General features: G+C 72.4%; 19 protein-coding genes. 10 read left to right on the plus strand and 9 right to left on the minus strand.

Annotated elements, in window-relative coordinates; genetic code table 11:
* The first annotated feature begins 65 nt into the window (after positions 1 to 65).
* A complete protein-coding gene (locus tag AC3EN4_RS02165) occupies positions 66 to 1,076 on the plus strand; it encodes an NADPH:quinone reductase (protein ID WP_422737927.1) in 1,011 nt (336 codons plus the stop codon).
* A gap of 186 nt (positions 1,077 to 1,262) precedes the next feature.
* Here AC3EN4_RS02165 and AC3EN4_RS02170 read toward each other — a convergent pair whose 3' ends face one another.
* Complete coding sequence (locus AC3EN4_RS02170) at positions 1,263 to 2,897, minus strand: fatty acid--CoA ligase (RefSeq protein ID WP_435204389.1); 1,635 nt, start codon at positions 2,895 to 2,897, stop codon at positions 1,263 to 1,265.
* 71 nt (positions 2,898 to 2,968) lie between these two features.
* Between AC3EN4_RS02170 and AC3EN4_RS02175 the strand changes: the two genes are divergently transcribed.
* Positions 2,969 to 3,460 (plus strand): NUDIX domain-containing protein, encoded by a 492-nt coding sequence (locus AC3EN4_RS02175; protein ID WP_435204269.1) that lies wholly within the window; start codon positions 2,969 to 2,971, stop codon positions 3,458 to 3,460.
* 3 nt (positions 3,461 to 3,463) lie between these two features.
* On the opposite strand, the gene AC3EN4_RS02180 is transcribed toward AC3EN4_RS02175, so the two are convergent.
* The 3 genes from AC3EN4_RS02180 to AC3EN4_RS02190 form a co-directional block, all read right to left on the minus strand.
* A complete protein-coding gene (locus tag AC3EN4_RS02180; RefSeq protein ID WP_435204270.1) occupies positions 3,464 to 3,859 on the minus strand; it encodes an aldo/keto reductase in 396 nt (131 codons plus the stop codon).
* A gap of 279 nt (positions 3,860 to 4,138) precedes the next feature.
* Positions 4,139 to 5,815, minus strand: a complete 1,677-nt coding sequence (locus AC3EN4_RS02185; protein ID WP_435204271.1) for an MDR family MFS transporter — start codon at positions 5,813 to 5,815, stop codon at positions 4,139 to 4,141.
* 137 nt (positions 5,816 to 5,952) lie between these two features.
* Positions 5,953 to 6,495: a type 1 glutamine amidotransferase domain-containing protein gene (locus AC3EN4_RS02190; RefSeq protein ID WP_435204272.1), complete on the minus strand. Its 543-nt coding sequence runs from the start codon at positions 6,493 to 6,495 to the stop codon at positions 5,953 to 5,955.
* A 126-nt stretch (positions 6,496 to 6,621) separates the two neighbouring features.
* Between AC3EN4_RS02190 and rfaE2 the strand changes: the two genes are divergently transcribed.
* Positions 6,622 to 8,418 (plus strand): D-glycero-beta-D-manno-heptose 1-phosphate adenylyltransferase, encoded by a 1,797-nt coding sequence (gene rfaE2, locus AC3EN4_RS02195; RefSeq protein WP_435204273.1) that lies wholly within the window; start codon positions 6,622 to 6,624, stop codon positions 8,416 to 8,418.
* Positions 8,415 to 9,290 carry a glycosyltransferase family 2 protein gene (locus tag AC3EN4_RS02200; protein ID WP_435204274.1) on the plus strand — a complete coding sequence of 292 codons (876 nt, stop codon included), beginning with the start codon at positions 8,415 to 8,417 and terminating at the stop codon, positions 9,288 to 9,290. The genes rfaE2 and AC3EN4_RS02200 overlap by 4 nt, the downstream gene beginning before the upstream one ends.
* Here the strand turns inward: AC3EN4_RS02200 and AC3EN4_RS02205 are convergent.
* Genes AC3EN4_RS02205 through AC3EN4_RS02215 form a run of 3 tightly spaced genes read right to left on the minus strand, consistent with a single transcriptional unit; the run spans position 9,280 to position 11,437 of the window.
* Positions 9,280 to 10,386, minus strand: a complete 1,107-nt coding sequence (locus AC3EN4_RS02205; RefSeq protein WP_435204275.1) for a glycosyltransferase family 9 protein — start codon at positions 10,384 to 10,386, stop codon at positions 9,280 to 9,282. The genes AC3EN4_RS02200 and AC3EN4_RS02205 overlap by 11 nt on opposite strands.
* Before the next feature lie 8 nt (positions 10,387 to 10,394).
* On the minus strand, positions 10,395 to 10,940 hold the full coding sequence (locus AC3EN4_RS02210) for an Hsp20/alpha crystallin family protein (protein WP_435204276.1): 546 nt from the start codon (positions 10,938 to 10,940) through the stop codon (positions 10,395 to 10,397).
* A complete protein-coding gene (locus AC3EN4_RS02215; protein WP_435204277.1) occupies positions 10,937 to 11,437 on the minus strand; it encodes a DUF2231 domain-containing protein in 501 nt (166 codons plus the stop codon). Before AC3EN4_RS02215 ends, AC3EN4_RS02210 begins: the two co-directional genes overlap by 4 nt.
* Before the next feature lie 153 nt (positions 11,438 to 11,590).
* On the opposite strand from AC3EN4_RS02215, the gene AC3EN4_RS02220 reads away from it, so the two are divergent.
* Positions 11,591 to 12,208 carry a pyridoxamine 5'-phosphate oxidase family protein gene (locus AC3EN4_RS02220; RefSeq protein ID WP_435204278.1) on the plus strand — a complete coding sequence of 206 codons (618 nt, stop codon included), beginning with the start codon at positions 11,591 to 11,593 and terminating at the stop codon, positions 12,206 to 12,208.
* A gap of 25 nt (positions 12,209 to 12,233) precedes the next feature.
* Here AC3EN4_RS02220 and AC3EN4_RS02225 read toward each other — a convergent pair whose 3' ends face one another.
* The gene (locus tag AC3EN4_RS02225; RefSeq protein WP_435204279.1) at positions 12,234 to 12,947 is read right to left on the minus strand and encodes an SGNH/GDSL hydrolase family protein; all 714 of its coding nucleotides are present in this window, start codon (positions 12,945 to 12,947) and stop codon (positions 12,234 to 12,236) included.
* A 317-nt stretch (positions 12,948 to 13,264) separates the two neighbouring features.
* Entirely contained in the window at positions 13,265 to 13,672 is a 408-nt protein-coding gene (locus tag AC3EN4_RS02230) for a VOC family protein (RefSeq protein WP_435204280.1), read from the minus strand.
* A gap of 57 nt (positions 13,673 to 13,729) precedes the next feature.
* Between AC3EN4_RS02230 and AC3EN4_RS02235 the strand changes: the two genes are divergently transcribed.
* The 5 genes from AC3EN4_RS02235 to AC3EN4_RS02255 all read left to right on the plus strand — a co-directional run bounded on the left by AC3EN4_RS02235 (position 13,730) and on the right by AC3EN4_RS02255 (position 17,958).
* Entirely contained in the window at positions 13,730 to 14,374 is a 645-nt protein-coding gene (locus AC3EN4_RS02235; protein ID WP_422737913.1) for a class I SAM-dependent methyltransferase, read from the plus strand.
* A gap of 79 nt (positions 14,375 to 14,453) precedes the next feature.
* Positions 14,454 to 15,311 carry a patatin-like phospholipase family protein gene (locus AC3EN4_RS02240; protein WP_435204281.1) on the plus strand — a complete coding sequence of 286 codons (858 nt, stop codon included), beginning with the start codon at positions 14,454 to 14,456 and terminating at the stop codon, positions 15,309 to 15,311.
* Between the two features lie 115 nt (positions 15,312 to 15,426).
* Positions 15,427 to 15,681 carry a hypothetical protein gene (locus AC3EN4_RS02245; protein WP_435204282.1) on the plus strand — a complete coding sequence of 85 codons (255 nt, stop codon included), beginning with the start codon at positions 15,427 to 15,429 and terminating at the stop codon, positions 15,679 to 15,681.
* The gene (eccD, locus tag AC3EN4_RS02250; RefSeq protein WP_435204283.1) at positions 15,678 to 17,006 is read left to right on the plus strand and encodes a type VII secretion integral membrane protein EccD; all 1,329 of its coding nucleotides are present in this window, start codon (positions 15,678 to 15,680) and stop codon (positions 17,004 to 17,006) included. Before AC3EN4_RS02245 ends, eccD begins: the two co-directional genes overlap by 4 nt.
* Before the next feature lie 13 nt (positions 17,007 to 17,019).
* Positions 17,020 to 17,958 (plus strand): MinD/ParA family ATP-binding protein, encoded by a 939-nt coding sequence (locus AC3EN4_RS02255; protein WP_435204284.1) that lies wholly within the window; start codon positions 17,020 to 17,022, stop codon positions 17,956 to 17,958.
* The last annotated feature ends 3 nt before the right edge of the window (positions 17,959 to 17,961 follow it).

Consider the following 17,961-nt stretch of genomic DNA (forward strand, 5'->3'; position numbering starts at 1 on the left):
GTGCGGGGTACCGCAGCGGGCGGCACGCCGCCCGCGTGCCCCGCCGGGCAGCGAGGAGACCACGGATGAAGGCCATCGTGTACGAGCGCACCGGCGACCCGTCGGTGCTGGAGTTGGTGGACCGGCCGGTGCCCGAGCCGGGCCGGGGCGAGGTGCTGGTCCGGATGGCGGTCTCCGGGGTGAACCCGACGGACTGGAAGTCGCGGCGGGCGTTCGCACCGGACGGCTGGCAGATCCCCGGGCAGGACGGCGCGGGCGTCGTCGAGGCGGTCGGCGAGGGCGTCGACCGGGAGCTGATCGGCGAGCGGGTCTGGATCTGGGAGGCGGCCTGGCAGCGGCCGTGGGGCACCAGCGCGGAGTACACGCTGGTGCCGGTCCGGCAGGCGGTGCCGCTGGGCGACGCGTCGTTCGAGCTGGGGGCGAGCCTCGGCATTCCGTTTCTCACCGCGCACCGGTGTCTGACGGCCGGCGAGTTCATGCCGGACGCGCTGCGCGCCGGCGCGCTGGCCGACCACGTCGTGCTGGTGCAGGGCGGTGCGGGAGCGGTGGGCAACGCGGCCATCCAGCTCGCCCGCTGGGCCGACGCCACGGTGATCGCCACGGTGAGCAGTGCGGAGAAGGCGCAGCTCGCGGCGGCGGCCGGCGCCTCCTACGTGATCAACTATCGCGAGGAGGACGTGGTCAAGGAGGTCGCCCGGATCGCCCCCGACGGGGTCCACACGATCGTCGAGGTCGCGCCCGCCCAGAACGCGGCGATGGACGCGCAGATGATCCACAACGGCGGTGCGGTCTGCGTGTACGCCGACAACGGCGGGACCGAGGTGACGCTCCCGATCCGACCGCTCTACGTGGTGAACGCCCGCTGGCAGTTCGTGCTGGTCTACACGGAGCCGAAGGCGGCGAAGGCGCAGGGTGTCGTCGACGTGGCGGCGGCCGCCAACCAGGGCGGTATCCGGGTGGGCGCGGACGCCGGTCTGCCGCTGCACCACTACCCGCTCGCCGACACCGCCGCCGCGCACCAGGCGGTCGAGGACTCGACGATCGGCAAGGTGCTGATCACCACCAGCGACGCCTGAACAGGTCGTCGGGCGACCGATTTCCCCGTCACCGGGACAGAGGCGAACAATTTTCGCAAGAATGACGGTGCGGGGTCACCCGCGTGGAGCGGGCGGCCCCGGCGCGGTGCGAACGCCGGGGCCGCCCTCTGGGGAGGAATGTCAGGAGTACTCCTCTGCCCATAGGCGACGGTGCACGGTCAAACGTTACGGTGCTGTCAGCTCCCGGACAGTCAGCTCGCCTTCGGCGTACCGCGAACGGACGACTTTCTTGTCGAACTTGCCCACGCTCGTCTTCGGCACCGCGTCGATGAACGCCCACCGCTCGGGCAACTGCCAGCGGGCCACCGAGCCGGCCAGGAAGTCCCGCAGCTCCTCGGCGGTCACCGAGGCGCCTTCGCGGACCACGACGGTCGCCAGTGGCCGCTCGTCCCACCGTTCGTCCGGCACGCCCACCACGCACGCCTCCAGCACCGCCGGGTGGGCCATCAGCGCGTTCTCCAACTCCACCGACGAGATCCACTCGCCGCCGGACTTGATCACGTCCTTCGCCCGGTCGGTGAGCGTGATGTACCCGTCCGGCGAGAGCGAGCCGACGTCACCCGTACGCAGCCAGCCGGCACGGAACTTCTCCGGATCGGGGGCGTCGTCACCGACGTACCGGGCGGTCACCCACGGCCCACGGACCTCCAGCTCCCCCACGGCCGTGCCGTCGGCGGGCAGCGGCTCGCCCGCCGGGCCGACGATCCGCGCCTGCACGCCCGCCGGCACCCGGCCCTGCGTGTAGCGGTAGCGCCACGCCTCTTCGCCCGACACTCCGGCGGGCGGACGCGAGACCGACCCCAGCGGCGACATCTCGGTCATCCCCCAGGCGTGGATGACGTCGATCCCGTGCCGCTCGTCGAACGCGTGCATCAGCGCCGGTGGGCAGGCCGAACCACCGACGATCACCTCGGTGAGCGAGGAGGTGTCCACCTCGTGGCCGTCCAGGTAGGCCAGCAGGTCGGTCCAGATGGTCGGCACCGCGCCGGCCAGGGTGGGCCGCTCGGCGGCGATCATCTCGGCGATCGGCGCGGCCTGGAGGAACCGGTCCGGCATGATCAGCGAGGCGCCGGAGAGGAACGCCGCGTACGGCAGGCCCCACGACATGGCGTGGAACATCGGCACGATGGCCAACTCCCGGTCGGTCGGCCCCAGACCGAAGCCCTCGGGCATGCAGACCTGCAACGAGTGCAGGTAGATGGACCGGTGCGAGTAGGCGACGCCCTTCGGGTTGCCGGTCGTGCCGGACGTGTAGCAGAGCGCTGCGGCGTCCCGCTCGTCCACCTCCGGCCACTCGTACACGTCCGGACGGTCGGCGAGCAGCGCGTCCCAGTGGTGCACGGTGATCCGGTCGCCGGCCGCCGCCGTGATGGGGGTCGGGTCGCCGCCGCCGACCACCACGACGTGCCGCACCGTCTCCAGCTCGCCGATCACCCGGGCCAGCAACGGGATGAGCGTGGTGTCGACCAGCACCACCCGGTCCTGGGCGTGGTTCGCGATGTAGGCGACCTGGTCGGGAAAGAGCCGGATGTTGAGCGTGTGCAGCACCGCGCCCATGCTGGGCACCGCGAAGTAGGCCACCAGGTGTTCGTTGTTGTTCCACATGAAGGTGGCGACGCGCTCGTCGCCGGTCACCCCGCACTCGTCGCGCAGCGCGTGGGCCAGCCGGGCCGCCGAGCGGCCCACCTCGGCGTACGTCATCCGACGGGGTTCGGCACCCGTCCAGGTGACCACCTCGGCGGTGCCGTGCACCCCTGCGCCGTGGTCGAGGATCCGGGAGACCTGCAGGGGAGCGTCCATCATCGTGCTACGCATGGGTAACAAGCTAGTGTCGGCGGTCACACGTTGGGAACCCCCGTAAATTGTCGCAGGTGAGCATCTCCTGGGCCGACTCGTATGTGGGGCAGTTGCGCGCGCTCGCCGGGGACCGGACGCTGATGTTCGTCGGCGCCCGTGCCGTGGTCAGCGACAACGCCGGACGCATCCTGCTGATCCAACGCTCCGACAACGGCCAGTGGGCCATGCCCGCCGGGGCCATGGAGCTGGGCGAGTCCATCGCCGACTGCGCGGTCCGTGAGGTACGCGAGGAGACCGGGCTGCGGGCGCTGCGCGTCTGCGCGTTCGCCCTCTACACCGGCCCGGACCGGACCAGCACCAACATGTACGGGCACACGTACCAGGTCTTCACCACCGCGTTCAAGGTGGAGGAGTGGGACGGTCAACTGGAACGGGTCACCGACGAGACCACCGACGCCGGCTTCTTCCCCCGCGACCGCTTTCCCGCCCCACTCTCCGCCTCGGTCATGGAGACCCTGGCCGACCTGGACGTCTTCGAGCAGACGAACCGGCTGATCCTCAAGTAGCTCCTACTGCGGGTGGCGGATACCCGCGAAGAACCCCTCCTGGATCCAGTTCGGGTACGCGACCGGCAGCTTGGTGGCTTCGTCCAGCTCTGTGAGATCCTGCTCGGTCAGGGTGAGATCCGAGGCGGCGATGTTGTCCACCAACTGCTCGCGCTTGCGCGCACCCACGATCACGCTGGTGACGGCCGGCCGGGACAGCAGCCAGGCGATCGCCACCCGGGCCGGGCTGACCTCGTGCCGCTCGGCGACGCCCTTGAGCACGTCGACCACCGCGAAGGCGTGCTCCGGGTCGAACGGTGTGAAGCTGGTGTAGCCGGGCTGGGCGCCGCCGCCGACCTGGACGTGCCGGCCGCCAGCCGGCTGATCGTGGTCGGCGGCGACCGCTTCCTCGCCGACCACGTCAGCACCACCACCGCGGACCCCGAGACGGACGCGGCGGCCGCGCGGGAACTGGCGGCGACCTGGTGGTACGGCGCGTACCGCCGCCCCGCCTGAGCCTGCCGCACTACTTGCCGCCGGCCACGAATACGCCCGCCCCAGCAGCGCGGCCGGCCCCGATCGCGCCAATGAGCGTGATGCCTGTGCGGCATCTTGATGACTCACAGGCATCACGCTCATTCGGATGCCGCAGGGGGCGCGACCGCAGGCGCGGAGGTCCGGCCGACGGGCCGACGGTCGTCAGATCATCGTCTGGGACTTGGCCTCCATGTCGGCGGCGGCCTCTTCCTTGGACTCACGCGTCAGCGGCTTGCCGCCCGGTGCCGGCGCCTCGCCACCCAACGGGTCGGCCCCACCCTTGGCACCCTGCGGGCCGGTGCCCCGCAGCTCCTTGTTCGGCATCGCCAGGGTCACCAGAACGGCCAGGATGGCCACCAGCCCGGCGGTCAGGAAGACCATGTCCAGCGCGTCGACGAAGGCGTTCTGGATCGCCGTCCGCACCGGTCCGGGCAACGCCATGATCGTCGCCGGGTCGTTGATCGAGATGTTGGTGCCACCGCTCGCCGCGACCGCCGCCCGCTGCTCCGGCGGGAGCTGGGCGATCGCGCCCGGCAGCCGGTCGGAGAGACCCCCGGCGAGCCGGGTGGAGAGCACCGCGCCGAGGATCGCCACCCCGAAGGAACCGCCGAGCGACCGGAAGAAGGTCGCCGACGAGGTACCCGCGCCCAGGTCGCGCACGGAGACCGCGTTCTGCACCGCGAGGACCAGCGACTGCATGCACAGGCCCAGGCCCACGCCGATCACGATCATGAAGGCGAACGCGAGCCAGAGCGAGGTACCCACCCTGAGCTGGGTGAACAGCAACATGCCGACCAGCAGCGTCACCGACCCGGCGACCGGGAACCACTTGTAGCGGCCGATCCGGCTCATCGCACGGCCGGTGATGATGGAGGTGACGATGATGCCCGTCATCATCGGCAGCATCAGCAGACCGCTGCGGGTCGGCGAGGCGCCCTTGACGATCTGCAGGTACAGCGGGATGAAGATGATCGACCCGAACATCACCAGACCGAGGACGAAGCCCGCCGAGTTGGCCAGTGCGAATGTGGCGCTGCGGAACAACCGCAGGGGAAGGATCGGCTCGGCGACCCGCGCCTCCTGAAGCACGAACAACGCGGCGAGCACGGCGCCGGCGACGAAGAGACCGATGATCACGCCGGAGCCCCACGCGTACTCGTTGCCGCCCCAGCTCAGCGCGAGCAGCAGGCAGCTCACCCCGGCGACCAGCAGGCCGGCGCCGAGCCAGTCGATCGCGTGGTTCCGCCGCTCGAACGGGATCAGCCGCATCACGTGGTAGCAGACCACGATGGCCAGGATCGCCAGCGGCACGTTGATGTAGAAGATCCACCGCCAGTCGGTCTCGGCGAAGTACCCACCGACAAGCGGTCCGGCCACCGACGCGATGCCGAACACCGCGCCGAAGAGACCCTGGTAGCGGCCTCTCTCGCGGGGTGACACCACGTCCGAGATGATGGTGAACGCGAGCGTCAGCAGACCACCGGCGCCGAGACCCTGGATACCCCGCGTGATGATCAGCTGGGTCATGTTCTGGGACAGCCCGGCCAGCAGCGACCCGAGCAGGAACGTACCGATCGAGAAGAGGAAGACCGGACGACGCCCGTACAGGTCGGCCATCTTGCCGTACAGGGGCGTCGACGCGGTCGAGGCGAGCAGGTACGCCGTGACCACCCACGAGTAGTGGTTGATCCCGCCCAGTTCACCGACGATCGTCGGCAGGGCCGTACCGACGATGGTCTGGTCGAGGGCGGCCAGCAGCATGCCGGTCATCAGACCCAGCATGAGGAGCCTGATCTGCTGGCGGTTCAACACCGGAGTAGCGGACGCGTCGGCAGTCATACGCCCTTCTATCCGCCCCACCCCAGAACATGCACCCATCCCCCGCCCATATCGGCGTTGATCATGAAGTTATTACCCGGACACGCCGAAACCGGTGGCAATAACTTCATGATCAACGGGGCGAGTCGGGTCGGGGGTCAGGAGGTGGCGAAGGATTTGGTGATCTGGGCGCAGAAGGCGGGGAGGTCGTCGGGGTTTCTGCTGCTCGTTAGGTTGCCGTCGGTTACGCACTCCTCGTCGACCCACGTTGCGCCGGCGTTGGTCAGGTCGGTGCGCAGGCTGGGCCAGGAGGTGATCTTGCGGCCGCGGACCACGTCCGCCTCGATCAGCGTCCACGGGCCGTGGCAGATCACCCCGACCGGCTTGCCGGCCTCGAAGAACGCCTTCACGAACCGCACCGCGTCCGGGTCCGACCGCAGGAAGTCCGGGTTCGCCACCCCGCCGGGCAGCACCAGCGCGTCGTACCCGGCGGCGTCCGCCTTGTCCGCGGTGACATCCACGTCGTACGTCTTGGACTGGTCGAGGTGGTTGAAGGACTGGATGGAACCGGGCTTGAGCGAGACCAGCTCCACGGTCGCGCCGGCGTTCTCCACCGCCTCGCGCGGCTGGACGTACTCGACCTCCTCGACGCCGTCGGCGGCCAGGAAGGCGATCCTCTTACCCTGCAATGTCGCTGCCATCTCGGTACATCTCCTCTCCGGGGTACCTCAACGTCCTTCCCGTGCGCGAAAAGCCGAAACACCTGACGAAGGGGCACCACCTCGGGCCCAGGTTTGGCCCGGGGGCCGCTGGGGACCCGGGGAGGCATGGCAGGAGCAGCAGCGGAACAGCGCCGGCTCGCCACCGTCGTGGAGAGCTGGCTCGGGCGTCCGGTCCTGATCGTCGGTGACGCCATGCTGGACGAGTGGCGGTTCGCCGAGTCCGATCGGCTCTGCCGGGAGGCGCCCGCCCCGGTCCTGACCCTGCGCCGGCGGATCTCCGCCGCCGGCGGGGCCGCGAACACCGCCGTCAACGTCGCCACCCTCGGCGGCCGGGCCGTGCTGGTGGCACCGGTCGGCGCCGACGTCGCGGGCGACGAACTGCACGACTGTCTGGACCGGGCCGGCGTCTGGGACCGTACCGTCAACCAACCCGGCCGCCCGACCCCGGTGAAGCGGCGGATGCTGGCCGGGAACCAGATCCTGCTCCGGGAGGACTCCGGCGACCCGGACGACGCGCTCGACCCGGACGGGGTGACCCGGCTGCTCACGGCGCTGGACTGCGCCACCGAGGAGCTGCGCGCCGCCGCCGGTGGCGAGGCGCCGACCCTGGTGGTCTGCGACTACGGCCTGGGCGCGCTGCCCGCGCCGGTCCGCGCGTGGCTGGTCGAGCAGCGCGAGCGGTACGCCACGGTCGCGCTGGACGCCCACGACCTCGCCGACTGGCGAGGGCTCGCGCCGACCGTGGTCACCCCGAGCTTCGCCGAGGCGACCCGGCTGCTGGCCCGTGCCGGCGGGGCGACCCGTTCGACGGCCGGCGCCGACCTGCACCTGGAACACCCCGACAACGATCCGGCCGACGGGCCGTCCGAGCTGAGCGTCGGCGCCGCCCCGGGTGGGGCGCGCGCCGACGACCGTCCCGGCCCGGTCGGCGAGCCCACGCCGGGCGAGGGTCGGGTTGCTCTCACCGGCGACGGCCTCAGCGTCACCGGGACGGGCGTCACGGTGAACACCGAGGCCGGAGCGGGCGTGGACCGGGCCGTACTGGCCGAGTCGCGCCTCCCCGAGCTGCACGCTCACACCGGGGCGGACGTGGTCGCGGTGACCCTGGACACCGACGGCGCGGTGGTCGGCGGCGCGGACGGCGAGCGGCGGCGCAGCCACAGCACCCCGGTCCCGGCGAGCCACGCCGTGGGCGCGGGAGACGCCTACCTGGCCGCCATGACGCTGGCCCTGGCCGCCGCCGCGCCACTGCCCACCGCCGCGCAGCTCGCCCAGCTCGCGGCCACCATCACCGTCTCCGACACTGGCACCTGCGTGTGCCTGCGCGACGACCTGCTCGCCGCCCTCGACATGCCGCCGGAGGTCACCGGACACCCGGCGGTGGTCGGCACCGACGAGTTGGACGCGATCGTCGCCGAACACCGCGAGGCGGGCCGGTCGGTGGTGTTCACCAACGGCTGCTTCGACGTACTGCACCCCGGGCACGTGCGCTACCTCGAGCAGGCCCGCGCCCTGGGCGACCTGCTCATCGTGGCGGTCAACTCGGACGGCAGCGTACGCCGGCTCAAGGGGCCGGACCGGCCGGTCAACCCGGTCGAGGACCGGGGTGCCCTGCTGGCCGCGCTGTCCTGCGTGGACCACGTCGTGGTCTTCGAGGAGGACTCGCCCGCCGCGCTGATCGAGGCGGTCCGGCCGGACGTCTACGTCAAGGGCGGCGACTACCCGCCCGAGCTGGTGCCGGAGGCGCCGCTGGTACGGCGGCTGGGCGGGCAGGTGCGCACCCTCGGGTACGTGCCGGACCGGTCCACCTCCGCGATCATCGAGCGGATCCGGTCGCACGGTCAGGACCCCTCGTCGTACGCCTCCGATCCGTCGTTGAGCACCCGTACCCAGTCGTCGTGAACCGGCCCCTCGCTCTCGGCGTCCCGGCGGAGTTCCGTGCCGATCGGCTGGTCGACGTGCTGATCCCGACCCGTAACCGGCCCACCGAGCTGGCGGTCACCCTGGCCGGTCTCGCCGCGCAGGAGGGAGTGCCCGGCTTCGGGGTGGTGGTCAGCGACCAGTCCGACGCCGAGCCCACGTACGCCCACCCGGCCGCGGCCACCATGGTCCGAGCGCTGCGGCACGCCGGCCACCCGGTGCTGCTGACCCGCCGGCTGCCGCGCCGGGGACTGGCCGAGCACCGCGCGTACCTGCTCGACGCGTCGGCCGCCCGGTACGTGCTCAACCTCGACGACGACGTGTGGCTGGAACCCGGGGCGCTGCGCCGGCTGGTCACCGCGATCGAGGAGTTGGGCTGCGGGTTCGTCGGCAACGGCGTGCACGGCCTGTCGTACGTCGACGACCTCCGGCCGGACACGCACCGGCACTACGAGGAGTGGGCGGGACCGCCCGTCCCGGAACGGATCCGTCCGGGCACCGTCGAGTGGGACCGCGCCCGGATCCACTCGGCGGCGAACCTGCTGCACGTCACCGCCACGGTGGGGCTGCCGCCGGACGCGTGGCGGGCGTACAAGGTGTCGTGGATCGGCGGGTGCGTGCTGTACGACCGGGCCAAGCTCCTCGACTCCGGTGGGTTCGACTTCTGGCGTCGGGTGCAGGAGCGGCACCAGGGTGAGGACGTGGCCGCCCAGCTCGCGGTGCTGGCCCGGCACGGCGGGGCGGGCATCCTGCCCAGCGGCGCGTACCACCTGGAGACGCCCACCACGGTCACCGAGCGGGACGTGGAGGCCTGGGAGGTCGTCCTCGCCGACGAGAGCGCCGCTACGGGTTGAGCAGTTCGCGGGCCGACTCGCGCACCTCGGCCACCGGCACGTCGGTGACGAACGAGTCGCGGTGCGGGCACTCGCCGTCGCCCGGCCGGTGCGGGTAGATGCCGGGCGTGCAGTCCACCCCGCAGACCGGGCAGTGCACCATCCACGAGGTGATCGGACGGTGCCGCCCGCGCAGCGGGGTCGCCGTGTTGATCAGGTTGCCGACCCAGAAGATGCCCACCGTCGGCGTACCCACCGCGGCGGCCAGGTGCAGCGGACCGGTGTCGTTCGAGACGACCAGCGCGCACCCGGCGTAGCAGCCGACCAGCCCGCCGAGGCTGAGCGTGCCGACCTGCGGCCGGACCGGCGCCCCGGCAGCCGCGACCACCCGGTCCACCACCTCCCGCTCGGCCGGCGTACCGGTGACCAGCACCTCGTAGCCGTCGGCGTGCAGGGCGTCCGCCACCTCGGCGAACCGCTCGGCCGGCCAGCGCCGCCGGGTGTCGCTGGCACCGGGATGCAACGCCACCCGGGGTCGGTCGGCCGGGCCGAGCACCCGCTCGGACTCGCTCCGGTCCGCGTCGGTGACCGCCAGCGTCGGCACGATCGTGGTGGCCGGGGCGCCCACCAGCGCCACCGTCTCCAGGTAGCGGATCACCTCGTGCTGGTAGTACACGTAGCGGACCCAGCGGTCCAGCGGCGGCGCGTCCTCGGCGCGCAACCCGACCGTCACCCGGGCGCCCAGGCGACTCACGAACGGGTTGGAGTTGGCGCCGCCGCCGTGTACCTGCACCGCCAGGTCGAAGCCCTCGTCCCGGGCCGCCGCCACGAAGTCGTCGATCGTCGACGCCGACTCGTCGGCCGTCGGTTCGCGGATGCCCGGGCCCGGCGGCACCACCAGCACCCGGTCCACCGGGCCGGGCCGGTCGCGCCAGAGCTGCGCGTGCCACGGCGCGCCGAGCAACACGATCTCCGCCGAGGGGTACGCGGCGCGCAGCGCCTCCAACGCCGGTAGCACGAAGATGAAGTCGCCGAGGGCGTTGGCGCGCAGCACGGCGATCTTCCGCACGTCTTCGACTCGCCCGGCCGTCGGGCCGAGCAGGGACGGGGTGACCACCTGTCCCGCTACGGCCGGTCGATCTCGCCGGTGTCCGGGTGGTGCAGCTCCCGGTCGGCGGCGGGATCGGCCGGTAACGGCGTACCCCTGGACGGGCCGGCGGAGCGCGGCCCGGTGCGGCCGACGGTGATCGTGCGCGGCGTGGGCCGCGCCGCCCGGGGCAGGTGGACCCGCAGCAGCCCGTGGTCCATCACCGCGTCGATGCCCTCCGGGTCGACCCGCGACGGCAGGTCGACGCGGTACTCGAAACCCCGCGTCTCGAAGCCACCGGGGATGCCCTGGTCGGCGTTGACCTCCGCCTCGGAGCGGGCCCGCACGCACAACTCGCGGTCGTCCAGCTCGACCGCCACCTCCTCCGGCGCGACGCCGGGCAGCCGCACGACGACCTGCCAGCCGTCCGCGGTCTCGGTCAGCTCGACGTCCGACGTCCCGGCCCGACCACCGACCAGCCGGCTCAGCTCGGCGCGCAGCGACTGCAACTCGCCCATCGGGTCCCAGCCCTGCTGCCGGCCACGCCATCCGCGGCCGAAACCACCGGCCTGCTGCTCGCTCATCGCGCGTCTCCGATCCGCTGAGTGGTGGGTCGCAGGGAGCTGGGTGCGTTCAGGTCGGCGTCGCGGTCGACGCCCACACCGAGCCGGTCGACCAGCTCGCCACCGAGCCAGGCGCTGATGCCGAGGATCGCCACCGCGACCACCTCGATGGCGATCAGCGCGCCACCGGCGGCCCGCGAGTCCGCGTTGAGCCGGACCACCCACACGGCGGCGAAGAGCAGGACCACCGCGATGTTCGCGCCCGCGTGCAGCAGACCGACCCGCTTCGCGCGGGTCCCGGTCGGGATGGCCAGCAGGTCGAACGAGCCGGCCGCGGCGGCCAGCAGGCCGCCGATCAGGCCGACGGTGATGTTCCAGTACGCGACCTCACCGAGGAAGTCGGGCCCGCCGACCGTGTCGATGATGTCGAACAACACCGCGGTGACCAGCAACGCGACCGGGAACATGACCAGCATCGGATGGACTGGGTGACCCAGCACCTTGAGTCGGCTCTCCATCTCCCGGCCTCCACTTGTCGGCTTTCCTGCGCGACTGTCTCGTCTGGCGGGCCGTACCCCCGGCGCCCGCGCGCAAACCTCGCGCTGGCCACGGCGGCCTAGGCTGACGATCGGTGGTACCCGCCACCAGCTCAACGGCTGAGGGAGGATCACGTGACGGTGGAGATCACCACGCACGAGGAGCTACGCGAACTGCTCGGGACGCCCCACCCCCGAGCCGCCAACAAGGACCGCCCCCGCCTGCACCAACGCGACCGCGACTGGCTCGCCGCCGCGCCGTTCTGCCTGGTGGCGACCGCCGGCGCGGACGGCACCTGCGACGTCTCGCCCAAGGGCGACCCGGCCGGGTTCGCGCTGGTGCTCGACGACACCACCATCGCGCTGCCGGAACGGCCGGGCAACAAGCGTGCGGACGGTTACCGCAACATCCTGGACAACCCGCACGTCGGGCTGCTCTTCCTGATCCCGGGCCGCACCGACACGCTGCGGATCAACGGGCGGGCCCGCCTGGTGCGCGACGCACCCTGGTTCGACGAGATGGTGGTCAAGGGGCACCGACCGGTGCTGGCCGTGGTCGTAGAGATCGAGCAGATCTTCTACCACTGCGCGAAGGCGTTCCTGCGGTCCGCGCTCTGGCAGCCGGAGACCTGGCAGCCGGACGTGCTGCCGTCCCGGGCTCGCCTGATCAAGGAGGTCGAGGCGCCCGCCGAGAGCCTGGCCGAGCTGGAGCGGCACTACGGCCCGGAGTACGCCAAGAAGATCTACGTCTGAATCGGCGGCAACGGGCGGACACGCCTCACGAGTTGAGGTTCATCGTCGCGCAGGGGGTCCAGTCACCGACCGGACGGTCCGGCCGACGGCCCACCAACCCACACGGCAGTGGCGCGAGCGGTACGCCCAGCCGTGGGGCGATGGTGTTGTAGGCCAGCCTGCCCATCACGTCGTAACCGCCCGGCGTGGGGTGCACCCCGCACTCGTCCAGATAGCCTTCGGGGATGGACTGGTAGTCGATCCACGTTGGTACGCGATCGCCGAACTCGTCAATGACCTTGATGCTCCGGTAGATCGCGTCGTTGACGATGGCTTCGCTCGAGGGGAGCCAGGCCGGGCTCGGCCCCGGTGGGGTCGTGCAGCCAGTCGTGCCATGACCGGCGCTGTACTGCACCCAGGCCGGGTACATGACGACGTCCGGGTCCATGTCCAGCGCGATGTCGAAGAGTGTCCGGTAGGTGCGCTCGAAAGCGGTGATCTGTGTCGAGGTGGCGGTCGACAGATTGTTGTTGGTCCCGCAGTTCAACAGGATCAGGTCGGGCTGGTGCGTGCTGACGAGGTCCGCCATCCGTGACGTCCAGTAGCCGCAGGTCGTACCCCCCACCGCCGCGACGGCGAAGGTGTGCGGGACACAGTTCTCGGTGAGCAGCCGCCCCAACTCCGCACGGTAGGCAGCGCTCACCGAGCCGGTCATCGTCGCGCCCTCGGTGATCGAGTCGCCAACGGTCAGGATCTTCATCGTCGGTCGCGCTGGCGTGGGACACGCGACCGCCGCGGCTTGAGCGGTCACGGGTGCCGCCCCGGGAGCGGACAGAACGGCCGCCACGAGAGCAAGCGCGATGGCGCCCAACAGCACCTGGCGGCGGCTCATCGACGCTCGCCCGACGCCGAACCCGCAGCGCGTCGCTCGCCGACCGCGGGGCAGGCGGGCAGGTCGGGGAATCGGCGGAAAACAGGCTTGGAACTGCGGCTGTCGTTCATGGCGCTGACCGTACGCTTCAGCAACCGCCGGCGTTGGTGGAGCCCTCAGGAACCGGTCACGGTCACCGCCGTTCGTCAGAGCCCCGGGTCGGTCGACACCATCCACAGGTGACCGTCCGGGTCGGCGAAGACACCCGAGTACCCCCAGGGTTGGCTGGTCGGTTCGGTGACCACCTCGCCGCCGGCGGCGCGCGCCCGCTCGACGATCGCGTCCGCCTCCTCCGTGCTGTCCGCGCTGAGGCCGAGCAGGCACTCGCTCCGCCCCGCCGGGGCGACCTCGCGCGGACCGATCACCCAGCCGAAGCCGCCGGTCGGGACGAGCATCAGGCGTAGCCCGTCGTTCACCACGAACTGCAACGGCTCCGGCAGGCCGTCGTCGGCCGGCTCGCCCACCGCGTCGAGGCCGAGGCCGTCCCGGTAGAAGCGGTACGACACCGAGCGGTCGGCGATCGGCAGGCTGAGGATCACTGGCGCGGCGGGCATGGGCAGAAGCCTCCGTGGGGTGTGGTGACGACAACGACGTACGTCTAGCCTTCCCTGGTGGACGCGGACGACTGGCTGGCCGACACACGCACCTCGTACGACACGGTAGCGGTCAGTTACGCGGACCTCGTCCGTGACTTCCTGGCGAGCGCGCCGTACGAGCGGGCGGCGCTGGCGCTCTTCGCCGAACTCGTCCGCGCCGGCGGCGGCGGTCCGGTCGCGGACGTGGGCTGCGGAACCGGCCGTATCACCGCTCACCTGCACGAACTGGGTCTTGACGTGTTCGGGATCGACCTGTCCCCCGGAATGCTGGCGGTGGCCCGCCGCGACCACCCCGGCCTGCGGTTCCAGGTCGGCTCCATGACCGACCTCGACCTGGCCGACGGCTCGGTGGCCGGCCTGCTCGCCTGGTACTCGCTCATCCACGTCCCGGACCGGCAGCTCGGGCAGGTCCTCGCGCACTTCCACCGGGTGGTCCGCCCGGGCGGCCCGCTGCTGGTCGGCTTCCACGTCGGCGACGAGACGACCCTCAAGACCGAGGGGTACGGCGGCCATCCGATGCGGGTCCACGTGCACCGACGCCGGCCGGCGCGGATGTCGGCCTGGCTCCGCGACCACGGCTTCGCGGTCGAGGCCGAGATGACGGTCACCTCACCGGAGAGCAAGCTCGGCGCGATCATCTTCGGCCGACGGGAGCCCTGAGCCGACGCGTTGTCAGCCCGCCACGGCTCCTGCTACCGTCGAACTGCGAACGGCGTTAGCAGTATAGGGCGGAGGGGCGATGGCGGACGACACGCGGCCGGTTTGGGTGCTCGGTGGCGGTGGCGTCGCGGGCATCGCCTGGGAGGTGGGCGTCCTCGCCGGCCTCGCCGACGAAGGGGTGACCGTGGCCCCGGACACGGTGCTGCTCGGCACGAGCGCCGGTGCCGTGGTGGGCGCCCAGATCGCCAGCGGCACACCCCTGCCCGAGCTGTACGAGCGCCAGCGTCAGGGCGTACCCCACGAGACGGCGCCCGCGCTGGGCCTGCTCAGCCTCCTGCGGCTCGCCCGGGCACAGCTGTTCGCCCGCAGTCCCGAGCAGGCCGCCCGCCGCCTCGGTCGGCTTGCGCTCGCGGCCCGCATCGACGACCCGTCGCGACAGCGTCGGATCGCCGAGGCCCGTCTTCCGGACCACGACTGGCCGGACACCGACCTCCGCATCGCCGCCGTCGACGTCGAGTCCGGCGCCCTGCGCCTCTTCACGCGACACGACGGCGTACCCCTCGTGGATGCCGTCGCCGCGAGCTGCGCCATGCCGCTGTCCGCCGCTCCGGTGCCGGTCGGCGGACGCCGCTACATGGACGGCGGCATGCGGTCCAGCCTCAACCTGGACCTCGCGCCCGGGACCGGTCCGGTGGTCGCCCTCGCGCCCAGCACCGCCGCGATCGGGCCGTGGGCCCGGATCGAGAAGCAGCGGGCCGCCCTGGGCACCGGCCGCCCGGTCGAGCTGCTGCTCCGCGACCCGGCAGCCAGGCGCGCGCAGGGGACCAGCGTGATGGACCGGTCCGTGGTGCCCGCGCTCGTGGCCGCCGGACGCGACCAGGGCCGGCGCGAGGCGGCCCGGGTGACCGCCGCCCTCGGGACGATCAACCGCCCGTAGGTCGCCCACCCGCCGCAGGATTTGATCATCGTCGACATCTCCTCGTGGCGGCCGCACCGGTCAGCGCGTGATCGCCGACCCCGATCGGATTAGCGCCCATGGATAGAATCGAGCCGTGGGGCGGGAATTCGACACGCAGCTCATCGAGTCGGTCGCGGTTCGCCGCGCCCGGATGCGTGAGCTGCTGCTGTGGGGCCGGCAGCGTCGGGTCCGCGCCACCGGCGACGGCTTCCGCTGGCTCCGGACCGGCCTGGTGCTCGCGGCGGTGGCCTGCGCGGTCTGCGTGGGCTGGTCCTTCCTGCAGAACGTCGTCGCCGAGCAGCAGAAGGCCCGTAACCCGGCCGCGGTCCAGCCGACGGGCCAGCGATGACCGGCCCGCAGACCCTCGCGTCCGCCGGTCACCTCAGTCGGGTGACCCTGGCCGGGCCACACCGCCGCATCGACCTCGTACTGCCCGCCGACGAGCCACTCGGCCTGCTGCTGCCCGAGGTCGTCGCCCTCGTGGGCCATCCACCGACGGACGATTCGCGGGGCTACCAGATCAGCACCCTCGACGGCACGGTGCTCGACCCCGCCGGCAGCCTGCGGCAGGCCGCGGTTCCCGACGGCGCCCTGCTACGGGTCGACCCGATCGCCGAGGCGCCGCCGGCGGCGATCGTCCACGACGTCTCCGACGAGGTCGGCGACGATCTCACCCGACGCGGCGGCCGGTGGGACGACACCGCACGCAGGTGGACCGCCACCATCGCCTGCGTGGTCGCCGCCACGATGGCGGCCCTGCTCTCCGGCCCACGGCTCGACCCCACGGTGGTCGGCATCGTCGGCGGCCTGGTCGCCCTGTCCGGGCTGCTCGTCGCGCTGGTCCGGCGACGGACCGTCGGGGTGGCGGCGCTGCTGAGCGGCGCGGCGATGGTGACGACCGCCGTTCCCGGTTGGACCGACGCGCGCACCGCACGAGTGGCGCTCTGGGCCGTGCTGATCGGCTGCACCGTCCTGGCCGTGGGCGCGGCGACGGGCAACGGTCGCGCCGGCCTTCTCGGCGGCGGGACGGCACTGTTCCTCGTCGCGGGCTGGAGCATCCCGCTGCTGCTCGGCGTACCCGACGAGCGGGTCGCGGCCGTGCTGGCGATCGCGTCGGTGGGCCTCCTGGGGCTGCTGCCCCGGTTCGCGATGATCACGTCGGGGCTCACCCGTCTCGACGACCGACGCAGCAACGACGAGCCGGTGAGCCGGGTGTCCGTACAGGCCGCCGTCGACTCCGCGCATCGAGGGCTGGCCGTCGCGACGATCGCGGCGGCGACCTCGGCGGCGCTCGCCGGGCTCGTCCTGGCGGCGACACCGGGCCCGTGGCCAGTGGCGCTGGCGGTCCTGGTGGCCGCCGCCCTGCTGCTGCGGATGCGCGCCTTCCCGCTGGCGGCCGAGGTGGTGGCGCTGGTGGCCGGCGCGCTGACCGTCGTGGGTGGACTGCTGCTGTGCTGGATACGTCAGCGACCCGACACGTGGTGGGCCACCGCCGTGGCGGCCCTCGGTGTCTGCGCGGTGGCCCTGGCGATCCTGGCCTACCGGCCGCCGCCACACGTCCTGGCGCGGGGCCGGCAGCTCGCCGACCGGGTCGAGGCCCTGACCGTGCTGGCCCTGGTGCCGGTCGCCGTCGGGGTGTTCGGGCTCTACTCACGACTCCTCGACACCTTCTGACGGAGGCGGTGACATGAGCGCTCCACCGGTGCCGCGCACCGCGCCGCCGGCCGGTTCCCCGGTGGCGGAGCCGAACGACCTGGGGATCGCGCGCCGTCCACCCTCCGGCGACTCCGCGCTCCGGCGTACCTGGCGCAGCGTCAACCGGATGTTCGCCGGCGGCCACCACACCCGGGAACTCGCCGACCTCGCCGCCGAGGTGCAGGCGCCCGTGCACACCGGGCGGCGCATCGCGGTGGCCTCCGTGCAGGGTGGCGCCGGGAAATCCACGGTCGCCGCGCTGCTGGCGTCGGTCTTCGCGGCCCGCCGTGCCGATCCGGTGCTCGCCGCGGACGCCGACCCGTACGAGGGTTCGCTGACCTGGCGGCTCGGCGTACCGGGCGACCCGTCGCTGCACAAGCTGGCACCCGGCCTGCTCGCGGCGCGCGGCGGCGACCTGCGCGAGCTCGCACCACTTCTGCCCCGCACCGGTACCGGCCTCTGGGTGCTGCCCGGCGGCACCACCAACCCGAACCTGTGCACCGCGGTCACCCGCGCGCTGTCCCGCCTGTTCGCCGTCACCGTCACCGACTGCCCGCCCGGCCTGGAGGCCCGTACCCCCGCGGGGGTGATGGCCGACGCGCACGCCGTGGTGCTCGTCGCGGCGGCGACACCCGACGGGGTCCGGGGCACCTACCAGGCGCTCCGCCGGATCGTCGACGACGGGTACGGGGCTTGGCTGACCCGGGTGGTCGTCGTGCTGAGCGCGGGCAACCCGCACGGCCGCTCGACGCTGATCCACGGCACCGCACGAGAGCTGATCGGGCAGACCGGCGTACCGGTGGTGGCGCTGCCCTACGACCGTCACCTGGCCGCCGCTGCGCTCATCACGCCGTCCCGGATCGGCGAGGCGACGCTCGTGGAGGTGACCCGCGCGGCCGCGTTGGCCCTGACCCGTGCCCGGCAGACGTGACCG

It is taken from the genome of Micromonospora sp. bgisy143 (assembly GCF_057708145.1).